The 21,156-nt window shown below is 68.8% G+C and carries 19 protein-coding genes; 8 read left to right on the top strand and 11 right to left on the bottom strand.

What is annotated here, in order from left to right; translation table 11 throughout:
• Positions 1 to 34: 34 nt before the first annotated feature.
• A complete protein-coding gene (gene gyrB, locus GGR24_RS09970; protein ID WP_183395173.1) occupies positions 35 to 2,464 on the top strand; it encodes a DNA topoisomerase (ATP-hydrolyzing) subunit B in 2,430 nt (809 codons plus the stop codon).
• Between the two features lie 87 nt (positions 2,465 to 2,551).
• On the opposite strand, the gene GGR24_RS09965 is transcribed toward gyrB, so the two are convergent.
• Positions 2,552 to 3,211 (bottom strand): DJ-1/PfpI family protein, encoded by a 660-nt coding sequence (locus GGR24_RS09965; protein WP_183395172.1) that lies wholly within the window; start codon positions 3,209 to 3,211, stop codon positions 2,552 to 2,554.
• A gap of 52 nt (positions 3,212 to 3,263) precedes the next feature.
• On the opposite strand from GGR24_RS09965, the gene GGR24_RS09960 reads away from it, so the two are divergent.
• The 5 genes from GGR24_RS09960 to GGR24_RS09940 all read left to right on the top strand — a co-directional run bounded on the left by GGR24_RS09960 (position 3,264) and on the right by GGR24_RS09940 (position 7,466).
• Positions 3,264 to 3,899: a helix-turn-helix domain-containing protein gene (locus GGR24_RS09960; RefSeq protein ID WP_343066232.1), complete on the top strand. Its 636-nt coding sequence runs from the start codon at positions 3,264 to 3,266 to the stop codon at positions 3,897 to 3,899.
• Between the two features lie 171 nt (positions 3,900 to 4,070).
• Entirely contained in the window at positions 4,071 to 5,396 is a 1,326-nt protein-coding gene (locus GGR24_RS09955; RefSeq protein WP_183395170.1) for an MFS transporter, read from the top strand.
• A 137-nt stretch (positions 5,397 to 5,533) separates the two neighbouring features.
• Positions 5,534 to 6,091 (top strand): MOSC domain-containing protein, encoded by a 558-nt coding sequence (locus tag GGR24_RS09950; protein ID WP_210286095.1) that lies wholly within the window; start codon positions 5,534 to 5,536, stop codon positions 6,089 to 6,091.
• A complete protein-coding gene (locus GGR24_RS09945; protein WP_183395169.1) occupies positions 6,088 to 7,032 on the top strand; it encodes a PDR/VanB family oxidoreductase in 945 nt (314 codons plus the stop codon). The genes GGR24_RS09950 and GGR24_RS09945 overlap by 4 nt, the downstream gene beginning before the upstream one ends.
• Before the next feature lie 62 nt (positions 7,033 to 7,094).
• On the top strand, positions 7,095 to 7,466 hold the full coding sequence (locus GGR24_RS09940) for a RidA family protein (RefSeq protein ID WP_246398196.1): 372 nt from the start codon (positions 7,095 to 7,097) through the stop codon (positions 7,464 to 7,466).
• 74 nt (positions 7,467 to 7,540) lie between these two features.
• On the opposite strand, the gene GGR24_RS09935 is transcribed toward GGR24_RS09940, so the two are convergent.
• The 3 genes from GGR24_RS09935 to GGR24_RS09925 are packed head-to-tail and all read right to left on the bottom strand — an operon-like array spanning position 7,541 to position 12,650.
• Positions 7,541 to 8,779, bottom strand: coding sequence for a M20/M25/M40 family metallo-hydrolase (locus GGR24_RS09935; protein WP_183395167.1), 1,239 nt, complete (start codon positions 8,777 to 8,779; stop codon positions 7,541 to 7,543).
• 2 nt (positions 8,780 to 8,781) lie between these two features.
• Positions 8,782 to 10,560 (bottom strand): hydantoinase B/oxoprolinase family protein, encoded by a 1,779-nt coding sequence (locus GGR24_RS09930; RefSeq protein ID WP_183395166.1) that lies wholly within the window; start codon positions 10,558 to 10,560, stop codon positions 8,782 to 8,784.
• Entirely contained in the window at positions 10,557 to 12,650 is a 2,094-nt protein-coding gene (locus GGR24_RS09925) for a hydantoinase/oxoprolinase family protein (RefSeq protein ID WP_183395165.1), read from the bottom strand. Before GGR24_RS09925 ends, GGR24_RS09930 begins: the two co-directional genes overlap by 4 nt.
• Before the next feature lie 99 nt (positions 12,651 to 12,749).
• Between GGR24_RS09925 and GGR24_RS09920 the strand changes: the two genes are divergently transcribed.
• Entirely contained in the window at positions 12,750 to 13,373 is a 624-nt protein-coding gene (locus GGR24_RS09920; protein WP_183395164.1) for a cupin domain-containing protein, read from the top strand.
• A 23-nt stretch (positions 13,374 to 13,396) separates the two neighbouring features.
• Here the strand turns inward: GGR24_RS09920 and GGR24_RS17775 are convergent, their stop codons facing one another.
• The 5 genes from GGR24_RS17775 to GGR24_RS09895 all read right to left on the bottom strand — a co-directional run bounded on the left by GGR24_RS17775 (position 13,397) and on the right by GGR24_RS09895 (position 19,279).
• Positions 13,397 to 15,175 carry an ABC transporter permease subunit gene (locus tag GGR24_RS17775; RefSeq protein WP_183395163.1) on the bottom strand — a complete coding sequence of 593 codons (1,779 nt, stop codon included), beginning with the start codon at positions 15,173 to 15,175 and terminating at the stop codon, positions 13,397 to 13,399.
• A gap of 27 nt (positions 15,176 to 15,202) precedes the next feature.
• Complete coding sequence (locus GGR24_RS09910) at positions 15,203 to 16,066, bottom strand: ABC transporter substrate-binding protein (RefSeq protein ID WP_183395162.1); 864 nt, start codon at positions 16,064 to 16,066, stop codon at positions 15,203 to 15,205.
• A gap of 208 nt (positions 16,067 to 16,274) precedes the next feature.
• The gene (locus GGR24_RS09905) at positions 16,275 to 16,787 is read right to left on the bottom strand and encodes a flavin reductase (protein ID WP_183395161.1); all 513 of its coding nucleotides are present in this window, start codon (positions 16,785 to 16,787) and stop codon (positions 16,275 to 16,277) included.
• Positions 16,784 to 17,779, bottom strand: coding sequence for a succinylglutamate desuccinylase/aspartoacylase family protein (locus GGR24_RS09900; protein ID WP_183395160.1), 996 nt, complete (start codon positions 17,777 to 17,779; stop codon positions 16,784 to 16,786). The genes GGR24_RS09905 and GGR24_RS09900 overlap by 4 nt, the downstream gene beginning before the upstream one ends.
• A gap of 15 nt (positions 17,780 to 17,794) precedes the next feature.
• Positions 17,795 to 19,279: a 4-hydroxyphenylacetate 3-hydroxylase family protein gene (locus tag GGR24_RS09895; RefSeq protein WP_183395159.1), complete on the bottom strand. Its 1,485-nt coding sequence runs from the start codon at positions 19,277 to 19,279 to the stop codon at positions 17,795 to 17,797.
• A 141-nt stretch (positions 19,280 to 19,420) separates the two neighbouring features.
• Between GGR24_RS09895 and GGR24_RS09890 the strand changes: the two genes are divergently transcribed.
• A complete protein-coding gene (locus GGR24_RS09890) occupies positions 19,421 to 19,927 on the top strand; it encodes a MarR family winged helix-turn-helix transcriptional regulator (RefSeq protein ID WP_183395158.1) in 507 nt (168 codons plus the stop codon).
• Positions 19,928 to 20,019: 92 nt separating this feature from the next.
• On the opposite strand, the gene GGR24_RS09885 is transcribed toward GGR24_RS09890, so the two are convergent.
• On the bottom strand, positions 20,020 to 20,490 hold the full coding sequence (locus GGR24_RS09885; protein ID WP_183395157.1) for a DUF3828 domain-containing protein: 471 nt from the start codon (positions 20,488 to 20,490) through the stop codon (positions 20,020 to 20,022).
• A gap of 54 nt (positions 20,491 to 20,544) precedes the next feature.
• Positions 20,545 to 21,054, bottom strand: a complete 510-nt coding sequence (locus tag GGR24_RS09880) for an SH3 domain-containing protein (protein ID WP_183395156.1) — start codon at positions 21,052 to 21,054, stop codon at positions 20,545 to 20,547.
• Positions 21,055 to 21,156 lie beyond the last annotated feature (102 nt).

Raw genomic sequence — 21,156 nt, 5'->3', positions numbered from 1 at the left:
CGCGGCTGCGAGCCTCGCTGATCGAGAGCCTTGAATGACCGACATGACCCCGAACGACGCCGAGGACTACGGCGCGGACTCGATCCGCGTCCTGAAGGGTCTCGACGCCGTGCGCAAGCGGCCGGGCATGTATATCGGCGACACGGATGACGGGTCGGGCCTGCACCACATGGTCTACGAGGTCGTCGACAACGCGATCGACGAGGCTCTCGCCGGCTGGGCGACCGAGGTCACGGTCACGCTCAATCCCGACGGCTCCTGCACCGTCACCGACAACGGACGCGGCATCCCGGTCGACATCCATTCCGAGGAAGGCGTCTCGGCCGCCGAGGTCATCATGACCCAGCTGCACGCGGGCGGAAAATTCGACCAGAACTCCTACAAGGTCTCGGGCGGTCTTCACGGCGTCGGCGTGTCGGTCGTCAACGCGCTGTCGACCAAGCTGACGCTGCGCATCTGGCGCAACGACAAGGCGCACGAGATGTCGTTCACGCACGGCGTCGCCGACGGCCCGCTGCAGGTCACCGGCCCGGCGAACGGCAAGCGCGGCACCGAGGTGACGTTCTCGCCGAGCTTCGAGACCTTCACGGGCGTGACGGAGTTCGACTACGCGACGCTCGAGCACCGTTTGCGCGAGCTCGCCTTCCTGAACTCCGGGGTCCGAATCGTCCTGACCGACGCCCGGGGCGTCGAGCCGAAGCGCGAAGAGCTGTTCTACGAGGGCGGCGTCGAGGCTTTCGTGCGCTATCTCGACCGCGCCAAGCAGCCCCTGATCGGGACGCCCATCGTGTTGCGCGCGGAGAGGGACGGCATCGGCGTCGAGGTCGCGATGTGGTGGAACGACAGCTACCACGAGAACGTGCTGGCCTTCACGAACAACATCCCGCAGCGCGACGGCGGCACCCATCTGGCCGGCTTCCGCGCCGCCCTGACGCGGCAGATCAACGGCTACGCGGACAGCTCCGGCGTCTCCAAGAAGGAGAAGGTCTCGCTCACCGGCGACGATTCGCGCGAAGGCCTCACCTGCGTGCTCTCCGTCAAGGTGCCCGACCCGAAGTTCTCGTCGCAGACCAAGGACAAGCTGGTCTCGTCGGAGGTTCGGCCGGCGGTCGAGAACCTGGTGAACGAGGCGCTGAACCGCTGGCTCGAGGAACATCCGGCCGACGCCAAGACCGTCGTGCAGAAGGTCGTGGAGGCCGCAGCCGCCCGTGAGGCGGCGCGCAAGGCGCGCGAACTCACCCGCCGCAAGGGCGCGCTCGACATCGCCTCACTGCCCGGCAAGCTCGCCGATTGTCAGGAGCGCGACCCCGCGAAGGCGGAACTGTTCATCGTCGAGGGCGACTCGGCCGGCGGCTCCGCAAAGCAGGGCCGGGCGCGCGAGTTCCAGGCGGTGCTGCCGCTGCGCGGCAAGATCCTCAATGTCGAGCGCGCGCGTTTCGACCGGATGCTCGGCAGCCAGGAAATCGGCACGCTGATCACGGCGCTCGGCACCGGCATCGGGCGCGACGAGTTCAACCCCGACAAGCTGCGCTACCACAAGATCATCATCATGACGGACGCCGACGTCGACGGCAGCCATATCCGCACCTTGTTGCTGACGTTCTTCTACCGGCAGATGCCGGAGCTGCTTGAGCGCGGCCACGTCTACATCGCCCAGCCGCCGCTCTACAAAGTCGTGCGCGGCAAGTCCGAACAGTATCTGAAGGACGAGCGGGCGCTCGAGGATTACCTGGTCGATCAGGGCCTCGACGGCGTGACGCTCAGGCTCGCCAGCGGCGAGGCGCGTTCCGGGCTCGACCTCCGGTCGGTGGTCGAGAACGCCCGTCAGGTGCGCTCCATCCTGGGCGGCCTGCACTCGCGCTATCGCCGCTCGGTCGTGGAGCAGGCGGCCATCGCGGGCGCGCTGACGATCGACGTGCTTCGCGACGAGGAGAAGGCCAAGGCTGCGGCGGAGTATATCGCCCGCCGCCTCGACCTGCTGTCGGAAGAGACCGAGCGCGGATGGGAAGGCGCCGCCAGCGAGGAGGGCTTCACCTTCGCCCGCACCGTGCGCGGCGTGCGCGAGGCCGCGACCATCGACGCCGCCTTCATCGCCAGCGCCGACGCCCGCAAGCTCGACGAGCGCGCCGCCCATCTGCAGGAGATCTACGGCAAGACCCCGCATCTGCTGCGCAAGGACGACGTCTCCCCGGTCCACGGCCCGAGCGCCCTGGTCGACGGCGTGCTCGCGGCGGGCCGCAAGGGCATTTCGCAGCTCCAGCGCTACAAGGGTCTCGGCGAGATGAACCCCGACCAGCTCTGGGAGACGACGCTCGACGTCAACGCCCGCACGCTGCTGCAGGTGAAGATCAAGGAAGTCGACGAGGCCGACGACATCTTCACCAAGCTGATGGGCGACGTGGTCGAGCCGCGCCGCGAGTTCATCCAGCAGAACGCGCTGACGGTCGCCAATCTGGACGTCTGACGGCGCAGCCGTCGCGTAGGACGCGACGGCCGACGGCGCGACGCCTGGAAAGGAACGGGAAGCGCGTCGGCTCCAGCCGGCGTCCGGTCACGAAGCCACGAGCTGAACGCCGGCGTAATGGCCAAGCGCCTCCCTGTTGGCATGGTAGGCGCGATCGTACTCGATCAGCCGGGCGACCTCTTCAGCGGCGTCGACGCCGTAGAGCTTTCCGATGAGATAGAGCGTCGCGTCGATCGTGAGCGAGACGCCGCCGCCTGTCACGACGACGTCGTCGACGACTGCGGCGGCCTTGGTCGACGCTCCCTTGGCGACCTCGGCCAGCAGCGCGATCGGCGCCCTCGCCTCGGCGCCGGCGGCGTTGCGCCGGGTCGTGACGGTCCGTCCGTCGAGCGCGCCGGCCGCCGCGAGCACCAGCGCGCCGGTGCAGACAGAAGCGAGCCGCTCGGCGGGCTGGCGCTTCAGAAAGCCGATCAGTTCAGGATCCTTCGAGGCGTCCGGCCAGCCCGCGCCCCCGCACACGACATAGACGTCGCAGGCCGGCGCGTCGGCCACGCCGAAGGGCGCCTCCACCACAAGGCCCCCGGCGAGCCGCACCGGACCTGCGCGTCGCGCGATCACCGCGTCGGAGATGTTGGGCAGGATGCGCCGCGCCATCGAGATGACGCCTACAGTGCCGCCGACGTCGATCGGCTCGACGGTGTCGTAGAGGATGACGCCGATGCGGGCGGGCGCGCTGCGGTCTTTCATAAGTCGTTGTTCCTCTTGATCGTCACGGACGTATCGTTGCATGAGCTACCGCGTGAGCAGCAGCGAAGCCGACATCGATTCAAGCCCTGTCTCCGGGCAGCCGGACGGCGCCGCCGTCGCGGAGAGGGCGCAGGCGCAGGTGCTGGCCGGAGAGGTCCGCCGCCACCGGAAGGACCGCGGGCTGTCGCTCGAAAGCCTGTCCGCCCTGTCCGGCGTCAGCCGGTCGATGATCTCGAAGATCGAGCGCGCCGAAGCGGTCCCCTCCACCACCGTCCTTTCGCGGCTCGCCGAGGCGCTCGGCGTCACCTTCTCGCGCCTGATGGCGGCTCCGACGGAACGCGAGATCCTGGTGATCCCGGCCGATCAACAGCCGATCCTTCGCGATGGCCAATCCGGCTTCCTGCGGCGCTGCATCTCGCCCGTCCTTCCCGGCCGCGGCATCGACTGGGTGCTGAACACCGTGCCCCCGGGTGGCGGCTCCGGCCGGTTCGTCGGGCACAAGCGGGGCGTCTCCGAATACATCTACGTCCTCGACGGCCGCCTGAAGGCTCATGTCGGAGACCGGACCGTCATCCTGGAGAAGGGCGACAGCCTGTACTTCGAGGCCGACGCGGAACATGCCTTTGAGAATGTCGGCGAGGGCGAATGCCAGTATTTCCTCGTGATTGACGCCTCGCGCATCCGCTGAACCTTCCCGATCGGCTGTAGAGCCCGTTTCGCGGGCAGACCGCCCAAGACAGCGCCAGATCAGACACCTTGGCTGACATCCGCCCCGCGCCGTCCGCGGCCCGCAATCTGGCACGCCCCTTGCCTCCCCGATAGTGGAATTGTTTCCACTATCGATGATAGGAGGCATGCGATGACCGATGCGCCGACCGCTGACGGAATCGGCATTCCCGCCGTTTCAAGCGACGACGAGAAGATGAGGCGGATCGTCTGGGCCAGCGTGCTCGGAACCGTCGTCGAGTGGTACGACTTTCTGATCTACGGCACCGCAGCCGCGCTTGTGTTCAACAAGCTGTTCTTCCCGACGATGGATCCCGTCGCGGGCACGCTCGCGGCGTTCGCCGCCTATGCGGTGGGCTTCGTGGCCCGGCCGCTTGGCGGCGCGATCTTCGGCCATTTCGGCGACCGGCTCGGCCGCAAGGCGATGCTGACCTTGACCATGTTGATCATGGGCGTGGGAACGTTCCTGATCGGCTGCCTGCCGACATACGACCATATCGGAATCTGGGCTCCCATCCTGCTCGTCGCGCTGCGCCTCATGCAGGGCATCGGCATCGGCGGCGAGTGGGGCGGCGCGGTCCTGATGGTGATTGAGCATGCGCCGGAGAAGAAGCGCGGCTTCTACGGCAGTCTGGTTCAGGTCGGCTTCCCGGCCGGCGTCGCGCTGTCCACCGCGACCTTCCTCGGACTTTCCATGCTGCCGCAGGACCAGTTTCTGTCCTGGGGCTGGCGTCTGCCCTTCCTCTTCAGCGTGATCCTGATCGGCGTCGGCCTGTTCGTGCGGCTGAAGCTCGTCGAGACGCCGGCCTTCGCTCAGGTGAAGCAGACCGAGAAGGTCGCGCGCATGCCGATCCTCGAGGTGATCATGGGTCAGCCGAAGACCTTCCTCACCGCAGTCGGTCTCAAGATCTCCGAAGTCGCCTGGGTCTACGTGCTGACGGTGTTCTCGATCGTCTACGCGACAGGCACGCTCGGCCTGCCGAAGACCCTGATCCTCTATGCCATCCTGCTCGGCGCCGTGCTCGAGTTCGCGACGCTGCCGCTGTTCGGCTGGATGTCCGACAAGATCGGCCGCCGGCCGATGTATATCGGGGGCGCGCTGATCAGCGGGGCATGCGCCCTGATCGTGTTCCCGCTCCTGGATACGCGCGACCCGGCGATCGTAGTGATCTCGATCGCGGTGATAATGAGCCTCACCCACGCGACCATGTTCGGACCGCAGGCGGCGTTCCTGCCCGAACTGTTCGGAACCCGGGTGCGGTATTCGGGAGCTTCGCTCGGATGCCAGATCGCCGCTGCGATCTCGGGCGGCTTCGCGCCGATGATCGCGACCGGCCTGCTCGCCTGGGCCGGGGCCACCTGGCCGATCGCGCTCTACCTGATCTGCCTTGCGGCCATCTCGCTGGTCGCCACCCTCTACGCGACCGAGACGCGCGATCTCGACATCAGCCGCGCCTGATCGCGCGGGCAACAACGAGGCCCGCGCGGTTCGCGCGGGTCTCCAAGGTCCAGACCACCGCCGGGAGGTTGAACTTGAGAGCCGACGAAGCCGAAAGCCAAATACTGTCCGAAACCCCGTCAAAGCCTCGTCCGACGATGGTCGAGGCCTACGAGAACCCGGCCGGCTCGATCGCCCGGCATGTGCCGGGCGGCGCGACCGGGTTTCGCGGCGTGCTGCTGCACATCCATGTGGCGCCCGCCGCAAGCTACGAAATGGAGGAGCTCGCCGAGGCTGAATGCGTGGCGGGCCGCGGCATCGTCGGGGACCGTTACTTCGAGGGGACCGGCACCTATTCGCCGAAGCCCGACACGCGCGAGGTCACGCTGATCGAGCAGGAGGCGCTGGACGCGCTGGCGCGCAACGATCCGCCGCTGCAGGGCGGCGGGATCACGCTCGCTCCCGGCGACCACAGGCGGAACCTGACGGTGCGGGGCGTGCCGCTGAACCATCTTGTCGGCCGCCGCTTCCGCGTCGGCGAAGTCATCCTGCGCGGCGGCCGGCTGAACTTCCCGTGCAAATACCTCGAGGAACTGCTGGGCTCGCCGGTTTATCTGCCGCTCTACAACCGCTCCGGCCTCAATTGCGGCATCGAGCGCGGCGGCGTGATCCGGCCCGGCGACGAGATCGAGCTGCTGGACGACGCCTCCGCATGACGGCCCGGGTCATCATGAAGCTGAAGGTCGAGGCCGCACGGCTCACGACCCCGAAGGTTCTTCATCTCAGGCTCGTGCATCCGCTGAAGCCTGAACTTCCGGCATGGGAGCCGGGAGCGCATGTCGATCTGCGTCTGCCCGACGGCAAGATCCGGCAGTATTCGCTGTGCGGCGACCCGGATGATCGCTCGGCCTACGAGATCGCCATCAAGCGGGAGGATGCGGGCCGCGGCGGTTCGCGCGGGGCGCATGAGACGCTGAGCGAGGGATCGGTCGCCCACGTTTCGGCGCCTCGAAACAATTTTCCGCTCCAGCAGGCCGATCGCCACCTCTTCGTGGTGGGCGGGATCGGCGTGACGCCGGTGCTCGCGATGGTCCGCCGCCTCTCGGCGCAAGGCGCCGACTTCAGGGTCGATTTCTGCGCGCCTTCCGAGCACGACGCGCCCCTGCTGCCCGAGCTGCGCGCGATATGCGGGGAGCGGCTACGGACCTGGCTCTCCTCCGACGGCGCGCGGTTCGATCCGCGCGAGATCGGGCGAGCGCAGGAGGGCGACCAGCTCTATGTCTGCGGGCCGCAGCGATTGCTCGAGGCGGTCCGCGCCGCCGCAGTGGAGCTCGGCTGGCCGGAGGCCCGCATCCACGCCGAGGCCTTCCAGGCGACGCTCGACGAGAACTTCAAGCCGGAACCGTTCGACGCCACGCTCGCATCGACCGGCGAGACCCTGCACGTGCCCGCGGACCGCTCGCTGCTCGACGTGCTGCGCGACCACGGCGTCACCATGCCGTCCTCCTGCGAGCTCGGCGTCTGCGGTTCCTGCGTATGCGGCTATCGCGACGGGGTGGTGATCCATCGGGACTCCGTGATCTCGGTCACGGACCGGCAGCACAGGATTGCGCCTTGCGTCTCCCGCGCCCGGGTGGCGGTGACGCTCGACCTATGAGCTCCGCTCGCCGAGGGCGCTTCTTGCGCGCGGCTGCGCGCCATCCCGGAAAGGAAGAAGAATTGTCGAAAGAATGCCTCAATCCCGGAGGGGCGGCTCCCGCCCTTCCTCTCAGCCACGCGGTGCGGGCGAACGGTTTCGTATTCATCTCCGGCCAGTTGCCGGTGACTGCTTCGGGCGAAGTCCCCGAAACCTTTGAAGGCCAGCTTCGACAGGTCTTCGCCAATCTTGAGGCGGCCCTCGAGGCGGCCGGGTCCAGCCTGCGGAAGGTCGTGAAGACGACGGTCTTCCTGAAGGACCTGAACAGGTTCGCGGAGCTCAACGAAGTCTATGGCGAGTTCTTCGAGTCGGAGCCGCCGGCGCGCTCGGCCTATGAGGTCGCCCGACTTCCGAAAGACGCCCTGGTCGAGATCGAGGCGATCGCGGTCGGCTGATCCGAAGGAGAGTGAGGCCGGAGAATCTCGACGGCGGCCTTCGATGAAGCCGTCGCCGGGATCTCCGCCACTGCTCAGGCCGCCAGAAAAAGCTCCGCGCTTCGGGTCAGCACGTCCGCGAGCGCCCTGAGCTCATCGAGGGAGACGTGTTCGTCGGCGGCGCCCATGTTGGTGGGCGTGAGGCCGCAGGTGACGGTGGGGATTCCGGCGTATCGATAGTGGCGGGCGTCGGAAGCGCCGACCCGCATGGTGCGGACGGGGCGCTCGCCAAGCACGGCCTCGCAGGCGGCGCTGACCGCCTCCATCACCGGGTGGTCAGGAGCCGTCCAGTTCGGCTCGTAGCGGCGGACCACATCGACCGAGACCCCGGGCGTCGCCGCCACGATCTGGCCGATCCTCTCCTCGAGCTCCGCGACCGTCACGCCCGCGGGAAGGCGGATGTCGGCCGTCGCCTCGGCCTCGTCGGCGATCAGATTGCTGAGCCGGCCGCCCCGGATGGTGCCGAAGGTGACGGTGACGTGGCCGAGGGTGTGGCTTTCGCCCGCGCCGGACAGCGCCTCGGAGACCGGGGCGCTCCCCGCGATCGCGCGCGTCACCGCCCCGGGCGCGGTGACCGGCCAGTCCCGTAGCGATTTGAGCGCCTGGATCACGTCGACGAGCTTCTCGATCGCGCTGTCGCCGCGGTGGACATGGGCCGCGTGCGCGGCCTTGCCCTGCGCCTTCAGCGTCAGCCAGATCATCCCCTTCTCGCCGAAGCGCAGCACGCCGGGTGAGCCGACGTCAGCGCTGATCATCGCGTCGCCGCGCGCGTGCGGGACCGTCTCCAGCAACAGTTTTGCGCCGAGTTCCCCCATGGTCTCCTCGTCGCCCACGAAGGTCGCGACGACCTCCCCGGCCAGCCGCTGCCTCTTCGCCGCGAGCCGGGCGAGCGCGACCGTGATCGCCGCCACCCCGCCCTTCATGTCGGAGACGCCGAGGCCGTAGAGCTTGCCGTCGCGCTGCTCGCCGTCCGGATCGGTCGTCCAGCCCTCGCCGAGCGGATAGGTGTCGAGATGGCCGTTGAAGACCAGCCGCTTGCCCGGCCGCGGGCCGCGCACCCGCAGGACCAGGTTGGCGACGTGCGGCGCCCCCGGATGGTTCTCCGTCTCGATGCCCTCGACGCCCGCCACGGCCGCCGCGATCACCGCCGCCGGCGCATTGGTGTCGCCCGGCGGCGTTTCGCTGCGGGCGCGGAGCAGCCGCTTCGTCAGCTCCACGACGTCGAGTGGATCGGCCGAGGCGCCCGCGGCCTGCTCCCGGTCATACGCGTTCATGGTCAGGCGGCCCTCAGCGCTGCGGTCGCGGCGGCGTCGACGCGGAGGTCCGCCGTGAGCGCCACCTTGTAGACGGCTTCGGCGCGCTCCCGGCTGACAAGGCCTTCGGCGACGTCGACCCGCACGCGCTCGGGATCACGCGTCGTCGGGTCGCCATAGCCGCCGCCGCCATTCGACAGCGACACCACCTTCTGGTCGGCGCGCACCCGGATCTGCTCCGCCGTGCCGAGCGGCGTGATCTCGCCGCCGTCGCTTTCCAAAAACTGCCGGGCCGACAACGAAGGCAGCCCGCCGCAGACGCCCTGCGCGGGATTGACGGTTCCGTCGCTGACGAAGCCGAGCTCGAAGTCGCAATCCACCGGCCGGAACTCCGTGCGGATGCCGGGCGCGCCGCGGAACGCGCCGGCGCCTTCGCTGTCCTGGGCGATCGAGCGCCGCTCCACCAGCATCGGGTGCAGCATCTCGTCGATCTCGATGCTGTCATAGAAGGGCATGCCGGCGTTGCCCATGCAGAACAGCGACAGCCATCCGTCCTGCACCGGCGTGCCCGGCCCGCCGCCGGCCGCGAGGATCACCTCGTTGATGAAGGCGTGGCCGTTCCGGGGATCGGCGCCCGAGATGACGCCCGCCGCGGGCGGCAGGCCGGCGCCGCCCTCGGCCATGCCGACATTCGGGTCAATCTGCGCCAGCGCGCGCTGCACGGCGTTGGTGACGCGGTCGCCGAGATTGGTCGTCGCGACCGAGGTCGAGACCGGATGGCGCGGAATGCCCACGCAGCAGTTTTCGCGCAAGGTCACGTCGATGCGCCGCAACGTTCCGGCGTTCGGGATGACGGGGGTCGGCAGGCTGTTCAGCACGCCCACCAACGCGGCGGTGCGCGCGCAGGCGTGGCTGAGGTTCACGCCGACCGGCACGCAGTCGATGTTGTCCGTCATGTCGACGGAGATCCGTCCACCTTCCGAATCGACGATCACGTCGGCGGTCGCCGGGATGCCGTCGGCCGGCGCGCCCGGCAGCGGATCGTGGACGCAGGTCGCGCGGGCCTTGCCCGAGCGCATCTGGCCGATCACCTCGATCATCCGCCGCTCGGAGAGGTCGAACCAGTCCCGGGCGTGCGCGGACAGCGTATCCCATCCGAGCTCGCGGCCCATGCGGGTGATCTCGCGCTCGCCGATGCGCGCGGCGCCGACCATGGCGAGGTAGTCGCCGCGCCACTGGTCCGGCACGCGGATGCGCATCAGGCACATGTTGATGATGTCGGCGACGTCGCGGTAGCCGGTCTGGACCTTGACGGCCGGGAAGATCAGCGCGCCCTCTGCGTAGACGTCGCGGGCGAGGCCCATATAGGTGGTCGGCAGCGAGTTGCCGCAGTCCGCCTGATGCGCCTTCGCCAGCACCGTGAAGCGGTGCACTCCGTCGTCGTCGAACACCGGCACGAGGATCGTGTGGTCCGCCGCGTGGCTGTTGCCGTGATAGGGCGAGTTGTGAAGGAAGGCGTCGCCGGGCTGGAGCTCCGGATGCAGGTCGAGCATCGCCCGCGCCATCAGGTCGGCGCCGCCGATCACGTGGATCGGGTAGCTGTCGGCGGCCGTCAGCAGCTCGCAATCGGCGGTGACGAGGGCGCAGGAGAAGTCTCGCGCGGTGTTGATGACGCCGGAGCGCGCCGTGCGCAGCAGCGTGTTGGCCATCTTCCGCGTCACGCCGTCGAAACGCTTCTGCATGATCGCGAGCTTCACGCCATCGAAGCCGGCTGCGGCGGATGTCTGGAGGGCGGCGGTCACGCGGCGAACTCCCGGAGACGGGTGACGGACTGGACGAGGGGCTGCACGCACAAACCGCCCTCGGCGGTCTTGCGGGCCTCGGAGCCCGGCGCGAGCACGACCGTGGTGAAGTTGCTTTCGACGACAGCCGGGCCTTTGACGGTCACGGAGGGATCGAGCGCCTCGAGACGATAGGCGGGCGCCTCGATCGGCCCGGTCTCGCGGAACGTCATCGTCCGGGATCGCGTCGGCGCCGAATCGACGCCCGAGGGCAGCCGGATCGCGCTCTCGTCGGCGAGCCGGCAGCGGGCGAGCGCCCGCCAGCCCATGATCTCGACCTCGTCGCCGTCGTCCCGGAAGCCGAACAGCTCCTGGTGACGGGCGTGGAACGCCGCCACCAGCCGGCTGGCGGCGTCTTCCGCCGCGAGCATCGCCTCGTCGATCGGCACGTCGATCTCCCAGACCTGGCTGGGGTAGCGGCCCTCGATCGCGAGATCGACGCGGCGCTCGCGCGCCCGGCCGCCGGCGGATGCGAAGAACGCCTCCGCCCGCTCCTTCAGCCCCGCGATGATCGCATTGGCGGCCGCGGCGTCGAAGGCGCCCGTCCTCATGAAGACGACCTGCGAGAACTCGGAGGTGAGCTCCGACATCATCGCGCCGGCGGCGCTCAGGGCGGCGCCGACGTCAGGGAACAGGATGGAGCGGCAGCCGAGCCTGCGCGCGATCAGCACCGCGTTGATGCCGGCCGCGCCGCCGCCGCCGATCATCACTGCGTCCTCGGGGTCGACGCCCTGCTTGACCGTGATGTCCTCGATCGCGTGGACCATGCTCTCGGTCGCGAGGTCGATGATTGCGAGCGCCGCCTCCTCGACCCCGAGACCGAGCGGAATCGCGACGTCGCGCTCGATCGCCGCGCGCGCGGCGGCGACCGCGAGCCCCATCCTGCCGCCGAGGAAGAAATCGGGGTCGATGTAGCCGAGCACGACAGCGGCGTCGGTGACGGTCGGCCGCGTTCCGCCGCGGCCATAGCAGACCGGTCCGGGGTCCGACCGCGCGCTCTCCGGCCCGACCCGCAGCAGACCGCCCTCGACGGAGGCGATCGAGCCGCCGCCGGCGCCGACGCTCTTCACGTCGACCGAGGGGAAGCCTGTGAGATGGCCCTGATAGATGGGCCCGAGCCAGGTTTCGCGGGTGCGGGGCAGCGCCCCGTCGCGCACCAGGCTCACGTCATAGGTCGTGCCGCCGGCGTCGGTCACGATGGCGGTGGTGGCGCCCTGAAGCGCGGCGAAGTAGCGGCCGGCGACCGGGGCCATGGAAGGCCCGGAATTGAGCGCGAGGATCGGGCGCTCGGCGAGCTCCTCGACGTCGACCAGCCCGCCTTGCGAGGTGACGGCGAAGATCTGCCCCGCCATCCCGTGCGCGCCGAGCCGCTGCTTCAGCGCGCGCAGATAGGCGCTCATGATCGGCTTCAGCGAGGCGTCGATGGCGCAGGAGGAGGTGCGGCGATATTCGCGCACAGTCGGGTTCAGCTGATGCGCGAGCGTGAAGGGCACGCCGGGCAGATGCTCCGCCAGCAGCTCGCCGACCCGCAGCTCGTGCGCCGGGTTGACGATCGACCAGAGCAGGGAGACCGCGACCGCCTCGACCTTCTCCTCCTTGAGGCGCTCGATGACGCGGAGAACCGCGGCTTCATCGAGCGTCCTGCGCTCGCCGCCGTCGGCCAGGATCCGGCCGGGAATCTCGAAGGTGAGCGCGCGGGGGATGTAGGGAGCCGGATAGCCGATCCGGTAGTTGAAGGGGTCCGTGCGGCCGCCTTCCCGGATCAGCAGGATGTCCGGATGCCCTTCGGTGGCGAGCAGCGCGGTGCGCGCCGCCTGGCCGGTGATCACGGCGTTGATCGCCCGGGTCGTGGAGTGGAACAGCACCTCGACGCCGCCCAGGAACGCTTCGGTGGTGATTCCCTGCGCGTTCGCCGCGAGCGCGACGGCTGACAGGATGCCGTCGATCGGGTCCGGATAGGTCGTGGGCGCCTTGAAGACTTCGGCTGCTCCGGACAACCGGTCGACGACGAGGTCGGTGAACGTGCCGCCTACGTCAATGGACAAGCGCATGCCGTTTCCTTTTCACCAGCATTGCTGCAAGCCGCTTGCGTGTGATGCAAGCCGGCTGGTTTAAGTCTGACTGTTCCGGTCGCGGAGGGCGTGAGCCGCATGGTCAAGAACAGGGTTGCGCGGGGCGCGGCGGAGGCCGCTGCGGGCGACGCCGGAGGCGGTCGGCCGATACCGATCGGCCCGCGCGTCCGGCATCTTCGCCAGCTGAAAGGCCTGCGGCTCAAGGACCTGGCCGTCGCGGCGGGCTGTTCGGAAAGCCTGCTGTCGCGGATCGAGAATGATCTCGTCACGCCGTCGCTGAGCACGATCCACCGGATCTGCAAGGCGCTGGCCGTCAACGTCTCGGCGCTGGTGGATCCGGTCGAACAGCGGGTCTGCACGACCTATGGCCCCGACGACCGGCCCCGCACCTCGCATGGCCGGGCGGGCGAAGGCGACGGCAGCCTGTGCGAGACGCTCACCCCCTTCGGCGCGGAACGGATGCTGGAAGGGCTGCTGCTGGAGCTGCCTGGCGGCGGACCGCTCTGCGGCCCCTTCGAGCATGCGGGCGAGGAGGTCGGCTACGTGCTCGAAGGCGAACTCGAGCTCTTCGTCGAGGGCGAGCGCCATCAACTCCCGGCCGGCCACAGCTTCTTCTTCAGCTCGTCGCGGCCGCACAGCTATCGGGCGCACGGGCCCCGTAGCTGCCGCGTGCTCTGGATCAACACGCCGCCGACCTTCTGAGGGAACACACGCCCCGCGGCTCCTCATGGGGTCGGCGCCGCGCGTTCCATGACCCGGAGGAAGCGCCGGGTGCGCTCCTGCTTCGGGTCGTCGATCACCTCGGACGGCGGGCCCTGCTCCACGATCACGCCCTCGTCCATGAAGACCACCCGGTCCGCCACTTCCCTGGCGAAGCGGATTTCGTGGGTCACGACGATCATGGTCATGCCGGCGTCGGCGAGTTTGCGCATGACCTGAAGCACCTCGCCCACCAGCTCGGGGTCGAGCGCGGAAGTCGGCTCGTCGAACAGCATGAGCTTCGGCGAGATGGCGAGCGCGCGGGCGATCGCGACGCGCTGCTGCTGACCGCCGGACAGACGATGCGGGAGGTGATCGGCGTGGGCCGAAAGGCCGACTTCCGCGAGCAGCTTGAGCCCGAGTTCGCGGGCGGCGTCGGGCGCCATGCCGAACACGCGGATCGGCGCCTCGATGACGTTCTCGAGCGCGCTCAGATGGGCGAACAGGTTGAAGTGCTGGAACACCATGCCGATGCGCGCGTCCGCCCGCGCCTTCGCGAGCCCGCCCGTGGACCGCAGCCCGCCGCCTGGCGCCGGGACATAGCCGACATGGCGCCCGTCCACGGTGATCTCGCCCCACTCCATCGGCTCGAGATGGTTGATGGTGCGCAGGAAGGTGCTCTTGCCCGAGCCGCTCGGCCCCAGGAGCACGACCACCTCGCCGCGGGCGACGGTGAGGTCGATGCCCTTGAGGACCGCCCGGTCGCCATAGGATTTCTGGACGTTGCGGCAGACCACGAAGGGCTCGCCGCGCTTCGCGGCGCCGCCGGCCGAGGTCGCGAGCATCCGGAACACGTCCTCGCCGGCCGGAGCGGTTTCGGTCCCCGAAGCGGGCGCGGCCGGCGCGAGCGAGGGCGCCGGCGCGGCGATCTCGGCTGCGGACTTCCGCCCGAGCCGGAAGCCGAACATCCGCCTGAGCGTTTCGCCGCGCGGCCGGCGCTCGCGCTCGAGGTCGAAACGCGCCTCCGCCCAGCCCTGAGCGAGCGAGATCGCGCTGGTGAGGATCAGGTAGATCAGGCCGGCCGCGGCGAACACGGTGAAGAACCGGAAGTTTTGGCCGACGATCTGCTGGGCCCGGAAAGTGAGCTCGTTGACGAAGATGATCGAGGCGATCGATGTCAGCTTGAGCATGCTGATCGTGTCGTTGCCGACGCCCGGCAGGATGGAGCGCATCGCCTGCGGCAGGATGATCCGGCGCAGCGTCAGCACCGGCCCCATGCCGAGCGCGGTGGCGGCGGTCGACTGCGCCTTGTTCACCGAGAGGATGCCGCCGCGGATGATCTCCGCGCTGAACGCCGCCTGGTTCAGCGAGAAACCGATCACGGCCGTGGTGAAGCTGTCGAACTTCAGGCCGATATACGGAAGGGCGTCATAGATGAAGACGAGTTGCAGCAGCTGCGGCGTGCCGCGCACGATCCAGATGTAGAACCACGCGACCGCCCGCACCACGAACAGCCCTGACAGCCGCATCAGGGCGAGGCCGAGCCCGAGCACGAGGCCGACCGCCATGGCCAGCGCGGTGATCTTCACCGCGGTCCAGGCGCCGATCCACAGGAACTCGGACGCGGCGTAGGAGAAGAACTCCCAGATCCAGTGCTGCTCGACCGCGACGGCCGCGTCGGCGTCTCCGGAGAGCTCCTGCAGCGCGGCCGAGGCCGACGCCTGCGCTTCCGCCGGAAACGCCCAGAAGGCGAGCGCGAGCAGGGCGACGGCGGCGGCGCGCGATGAGGTGCGGATGATCTGCATCGACGAGGTCTCGTCGCCCTGCCCTCGTCAGTCGAGCTTCACCTCGGCCGGGACCTCGAGCGACGGATCCACGCCGTATTTCTGGAAGATGGCGGCCTGCTCGCCCTTGGCCTGGAGCACCGTCAGCCCGTCATGGATCGCCTTGATGAGGTCGGCGTTGCCGTTAGCGGTCGCGGCGCCCATGGTGAGGCCGCTGATGATCGCGAAGGCGCGGGCGTATTTGGTCGGCGCCTCCTTCACCGAGGCGTCGGCGAAGCCGAGGTCCCAGAGCAGGATGTCCGAACGGCCGCTGTCGAGTTGGCGCATGCCGGCGGCGAGATCCTGGAACGGCATCATCGTCACCGCGTCCTTGCCGGCCGCCTTGCAGGCCTCGTCCTGCTTGCGCGTGGCCTGCTCCTCGACGCTGCCGAGGCCGAACGCGACCGTCTTGCCGCAGAAATCCTCGATGCTCGCGACCTTCTTCGGATTGCCGGCGGGCACGAGAGCGCCGGTGCCGGCCTTCATGTAGACCACGAAGTCGACGGTCTTGGCGCGCGCCGGCTTGTAGTAGAGATTGTCCCACATCACGTCGATCTGCCCCGCCATGACCGCGGGCAGCAGACCCGACCAGCCGCCGAGCACGAATTCGTACTTCACGCCGGCGCAGTCGAAGGTCGCGCGCGCCAGATCGGCGTCGACGCCGACGACCTTATCGAAATTGCTCTTGTCCCGCATGACATAGGGCGGGGTCTGGGGATCCGCGCCGATCTTGATCGTCTTGCCGGCGAGGCTCGGATACTTCTCGGCGACCTTGGAAGGCTCGCAAGCCGCCTGCGCGTTGGACGCGCCGGTCAGCGTCAGGAGGGCCGCAAGCGCGCTCGCCGCGAGCAGAATGCCGTTCTTGAATGCCATGATCCGAACTCCCCGTAGCGCCCGATATGACCGGCCGATGGCGCCGATCGGCCGGCTGGACCCGGCTGCATCGGCCACCGACGCAAGCGTCTTGCATGCAATGCAAGTAAAGCAAGTGACGTGCCAGCCGATCGGCCGGGGCGAAAGCGCGGGCGCGGCCCGCACTTTCTACCGCCCGCCGCCGCTTTCGGCGGCGCCTGCTCCTCGCCTAGGCGCCCTGACGCTGCTCCAGGGCTGCGAGCCGCGCGAACGCCCCGCCATGGAAGATCAGGGGGCGGCGGGAAGAGGCGCAGGACAGCCCGATGACCCGGCCGAGCAGGATGTGATGATCGCCGCCGTCATGCATCGCGTAGCGTTCGCACTCGAAGGTCGCCACCGCGCCCTCGATCAGAGGCGCGCCGCCGAGACCCCGTTCGCAGGCTGTCTCCGACCACTTGTCCGCGCCGCGGCTCGCAAAACGCGCCGCGAGCGTCTCGTCGCCCTCGGCGAGCACGCTGATCGCGAAGTGGCTGGCCCGCTCGAACACCGGCATGCTGACGAGCGATCGCGCGAGCGCGACCGAAACCAGCGGCGGCTCCAGCGAGACGGAGACGAAGGAGTTCGCCGTGACCCCGACCCGCATGCCTTGCTCGTCTTCGGCCGCCACGATCGACACGCCCGTCGCGAAGCAACCGGCGGCGCGCCGGAAGACGGCAGGATCGATGCCGCCGGGCGGCGTCACAACAGCCCGAGCGTCGCGACCCGCTCCCCCCTCGAGACGCTGCCGAGGGTCGTGGTGCGCACCAGGAGCCCGTCCTGCGGCGCCCGCACCATCTCGACTTCGTCCCCATAGACGTTGAGGATGCGGCACAGGACGTCTCCGGCCTTGACCGGGGCGCCCAGGGGAACGTCCGTGACCAGCAGGCCGCCGCGGCTCGCTCTCAGACCCAGGAAATCCCGCATCACATGCGTCTCGGCAGGCGGAACGGGGTCGCCGTCGATCATGCCGAGGCCGATCAGCAGGTTGGTCACGCATTGCGCGCCGATCGCGACCTGGTCCTCCTCGAGACGCCCGCCCTCCCCGATCTCGAAGGTGAAGCAGGGAACGCCCGCCTTGGTGGCCTCGACGCAGAGAATGCCGTCGGCGACGTACATCCCGCGCTCGCCCCGCACGATCCAGCCGGTCCCGAGCAGATGCGCCATCCGCTCGGCCTCGCGCGCCGGAGCGCCCAGGTTCGGGTGCGGGAGGATGGCGATCGGCACGTAGCGGCCGCCGCGCGTCGGCGTATGGACATCGAGGGCCGCGTCGCACGCGCTGATCAGCCGGAACAGGGTCGCGGCCATGACCTGCGCGATGTTGCCGTCCGGGTCGCCGGGAAAGCAGGTCCAGGCGTCGGTGGGCGCCTGGTCGAGCGGCGATTTCAGGTACTGCGACACCGGGATGCGGTGGTCGGCGATCAGAGCGAGCGGCTGCTGCACAGGGCAGCACACGATGCTGCCCGCGAGCGTCTTGGGGTCGATGGCCGAGATCGCCCGGTTCACGAGCGCCACGCCGGTGACTTCGTCCCCATGGATGCCGGCGCCCACATAGAGCCGCGGACCCGGCCTGGCGCCGTTGATCAGCACGAGCGGCAACTGCACGCTCGAGCCATCGGCGAGCTCGAGCGCAGACATCTGCGCACGCAGCCGCTCGCCGGGGGCGACGGTGAAACCCTCAATGGTCAGATCTTGCATCACGCGCGTCACGCCTCAGCCGCCGACGGCCATCAGCGGCGCAGCGGGCGCGGCTTCTGGCAGTCCATAGGAAGAAAGAAAGCCCTCGACGCCGCCCTTGGCGCGACCCCAGTCGAAGGTTCGGTAAGACATTCCGGCCACGACGTGCCGCGGCCCGGAATAGAAGGTCTCGTACTGCACGTGCCGTGAGGCGAATTCAGAGCCGATCGCGTCCCAGGCGAGCTTGAACAACTGAACCCGTTCTTCCGATGAGGCGACCGGGGAGTGCTGCGTGCGGCCGATCAGGCTCGCGATTTCGGGATTCGCGAAGTCCTCGACCGAGGACGGCAGCATGAGAACGCCGCCGCCGGACAACTCACGAAGGGTCTGGATCACGCGCGGGTAAAGCGCCTGTCCATGAACCTGCGCGGCGTAGAGCAGGCCGCGGTCTGGGATGAAGTAGGGCCCGTAATGGGCGCCCTTGGCCTCCATTCCGTAGACGAAGGCCTCGATCATGCTGCAGTCCGCGGCCAGTTCACCGAGCGTCTGGCGCACGGACGGCATGTTCGACGTGCCGATCAGCTCGGTGATCTTGTGCGCGAGGCCGATCAGGAAGCGCAGCTTCACCATCAGGCGGATTTCGGCCTGATAGTTCTGGAAGGCGTGGACCGGCGCCTCGTGCCATTGGGCGAGCTGCGCCGCGACGCCCCGGTGCACGAAGATCCTGTCCCAAGGGATCTTCACGTCGTCGAAGTAGAGGAGCGCATCGTTCTCGTCGAAACGCGACGACAGCGGATAGTCGAATGAGGACGGCGCCGCCTGCTCATAGGAGCGGCGCGACATCAGCTTCACGCCCGCGGCCGCGATCGGGACCACGGCGGTGAAGGCGAAGCGGTCCTCGCTGGGCGCGAGCGGCCGGAGCGTCGTGACCAGCACCTCGTCGGAGAGCGCGGCTCCGGTGCCGAGCATCTTGGCGCCGCGGATCGTGACGCCGCCCGGATCCTCGTCCACGACGCGCACCGCCACCTCGGCGTTGCCGCCCTCGCCGGCCCCCTTCGACCGGTCGGCCTGCGGATCGATGATGACGTAGGAGAGGTAGAGGTCCCGGTCGCGGGCGTAGGCGTAGTAGTCGAGCACGGCGTTCGCCCGCCCGCCCTCGTGCCGGCGGTACACGTCGGCGCCGGCCGCCATGCAGGCGATCGTCGAGGCGACGTGGTCAGGCGAGCGCCCCATGAAGCCGTGATGCAGTTCGGCCCAGGCGACGAGCGCCTCGCGGCGCTGCACCAGCTCCGCGTAGGTTTTGGGCATCTGCCAGGCCCGGCTCACCCGGGCGCCGGTCGGCGTCTCGAAGGTGGAGCGTTCGACGTTCTCGGACCGCGCCTGGAAATCGTAGAGCGCCGCGACTGAGCGGGCGGCCCCCTGGAACGCCGCGTGCTCCGCGACGCTGGCGACCCTCTCCCCGTTCAGGAAGATGCAGCGCCCGTCCTGGAGCCCCTGAAGATAGTCAGCCCCAACCCTCATGACGCCCTCGCGCTCCGCCCCTGCACCTCCGGATTTTTGCTTTGTGACTTAGCTTTGTCAACAAGCTATTTCGGGACGGTTGCCGCGCCACGCTGGACGCAGATATGGGTTGGGCGCCGGCTTGGCGGCCAAGGAGCATCAATGACCCCTCCCCCGAACACGGTGAGCCGCGCCGCGCTGCTCGTCGAGGGATCCGACGAAGCTTTCAGGGCCATGGTCGATGATCTGACGCACTTCGCGTCTCGGCTTCAGCAGATCAGGGAGGCGCTGGCGCGTCAGATGGGCGTCACGGCGCCCCAATATGCGGTGCTCATGGCTCTGGCGCGGCGGCCGCCGAACACGCCGGTGGGCGTGAAGGACCTGGCCAGCCGATTGAGGGTCAGCGTCCCCTTCATCGTCACGGAGACGAAGAAGCTCGAGGCCCTCGGATTCGTAAGCAAGCGGCCAGTCGCGGACGACAGGCGGAAGATCGATATCGTCCTGACGGACAAGGGGTCGCGCGCCATCGAGGCGATCGGAGATCGGCAGAGGGCCGTGAACGACGTCCTGTTTTCAAGTCTGAACGTCACCAAGTTCTCTGCGCTCAGAACGATAGCGTCTGAACTTCTGAACTCTTGTGATCGAGCGTTCGAGCTGGCGGAGAAGTAGTCACGAGCTTCGCTGATCGGCCCCCCCTCCGGCGTCGCGGCCTGCCCGCAGGAGACGTGACGGCGCGGCCGAAGCCGCGCCGCCCGGAGCTCCTACCGAAGCTCGCTCTTGAGGATGGTGCGGTAGGACGGCATGTCGGCCGTCGTGATGTCGTCGATCAGCCAGCCGCGGTCGCCATAAACCAGGGTCAGCTTCAGCTTGCCGGCGTCGGGCCCGTTCCTGTAGCCGACATCGACCAGCGCGGTCTGGCTGTCGCCGCCGACGCGGACGCTGGTCACTCGGAACTTCACGATGTCCTGGCATTGGCAGATCGGGTCGCCTGAGATGATGCCGATCTCGCCGCCCGCCTGCTTGCGGTCCTTCAGCACGAGAGCCCTGAACCGGTTCGACAGGATCGGCAGGCCTCCCCGCATCGAGAAGTCCTGGGGCATTTTGCCGAGTTCGTAGGTCCTGTAGACCTCGCTCACGAAACCCTCCAGCGAACCGCTGTCGCCGGGTTGGGCGACGGCGGAAGCCGGCGCGAGCGCGAGCGCCAGAACGAGCGCGGCCAGTGGACGCAGCATGGCGTTTCCCCGAATGCGTGGTGACGGTGAAGAGGATCGACGGGCGAAGCGCCGTCAGCCGTTGCAGCTCGGGATGGTTCCCTCGCGGCCGCCCTGGGTCCAGAAGATGCCGCCCCAATGGTACCCGACCAGCCCGCCGGAGCGGACGCGGAACCATTTGTAGTCGTTGAACCAGACGTCGATGTCCTCGACGCTCTCCAGCTTCTGGCCTTCCGCCACGCTCGCCACCTTGGACGCGTTCATGGACGGCCGGCTGCGAAGCACGCCGCCGCAGGAGAAGCTCGGTCCGTACTGGCTGCCGGAGGAGCGGGCGGCGGCGCGGTCGTTGCGCTGCTGCTCGCGCGCCTCGCGGTCCATCTCCACCATGGACTGCACGTCGCCGCTGCACTTGGAGGGGATGTAGTCCCAGATGTCCTTCTGGCGGAAGCACCGGCCGATCTCTGAGCCGCAGATCGCGTCGACGATCTTGGAGCAGCGCTCGTCGAAGCCCTGGGCCGCGGCGGGAAACGGGGCGAAGCACAGTCCACCGAGAACGAGCGTTCCGGTCAGCAAAGCGATGCGCATGGCGATGTCCCGAAAGAAGCGCGCGGCGGCGCGGAGATGCTGGAGGGCTGAGCGGCTCGGGCGCGCGTGCGCGCGTCGACGTCAGCCCCGGGCGAAGGGCGC

This window comes from Hansschlegelia beijingensis, from assembly GCF_014196425.1.
In the GTDB taxonomy this organism is placed as follows: Bacteria; Pseudomonadota; Alphaproteobacteria; order Rhizobiales; family Methylopilaceae; genus Methylopila; species Methylopila beijingensis.
This window is presented reverse-complemented; position numbering and strand designations above follow the sequence as displayed.

Coding starts and splice junctions, on each gene's coding strand:
- GGR24_RS09910 (WP_183395162.1), bottom strand. CDS start 16,066: ATGGCATTCAAGAACGGCATTCTGCTCGCGGCGAGCGCGCTTGCGGCC.
- GGR24_RS09880 (WP_183395156.1), bottom strand. CDS start 21,054: ATGCGCATCGCTTTGCTGACCGGAACGCTCGTTCTCGGTGGACTGTGC.
- GGR24_RS09965 (WP_183395172.1), bottom strand. CDS start 3,211: ATGAAAGACCGCAGCGCGCCCGCCCGCATCGGCGTCATCCTCTACGAC.
- GGR24_RS09925 (WP_183395165.1), bottom strand. CDS start 12,650: ATGCGCTTGTCCATTGACGTAGGCGGCACGTTCACCGACCTCGTCGTC.
- GGR24_RS09935 (WP_183395167.1), bottom strand. CDS start 8,779: ATGAACGCGTATGACCGGGAGCAGGCCGCGGGCGCCTCGGCCGATCCA.
- GGR24_RS09885 (WP_183395157.1), bottom strand. CDS start 20,490: ATGCTGCGTCCACTGGCCGCGCTCGTTCTGGCGCTCGCGCTCGCGCCG.
- gyrB (WP_183395173.1), top strand. CDS start 35: ATGACCGACATGACCCCGAACGACGCCGAGGACTACGGCGCGGACTCG.
- GGR24_RS09890 (WP_183395158.1), top strand. CDS start 19,421: ATGACCCCTCCCCCGAACACGGTGAGCCGCGCCGCGCTGCTCGTCGAG.
- GGR24_RS09900 (WP_183395160.1), bottom strand. CDS start 17,779: ATGCAAGATCTGACCATTGAGGGTTTCACCGTCGCCCCCGGCGAGCGG.
- GGR24_RS09950 (WP_210286095.1), top strand. CDS start 5,534: ATGGTCGAGGCCTACGAGAACCCGGCCGGCTCGATCGCCCGGCATGTG.
- GGR24_RS09920 (WP_183395164.1), top strand. CDS start 12,750: ATGGTCAAGAACAGGGTTGCGCGGGGCGCGGCGGAGGCCGCTGCGGGC.
- GGR24_RS09955 (WP_183395170.1), top strand. CDS start 4,071: ATGACCGATGCGCCGACCGCTGACGGAATCGGCATTCCCGCCGTTTCA.
- GGR24_RS17775 (WP_183395163.1), bottom strand. CDS start 15,175: ATGCAGATCATCCGCACCTCATCGCGCGCCGCCGCCGTCGCCCTGCTC.
- GGR24_RS09895 (WP_183395159.1), bottom strand. CDS start 19,279: ATGAGGGTTGGGGCTGACTATCTTCAGGGGCTCCAGGACGGGCGCTGC.
- GGR24_RS09945 (WP_183395169.1), top strand. CDS start 6,088: ATGACGGCCCGGGTCATCATGAAGCTGAAGGTCGAGGCCGCACGGCTC.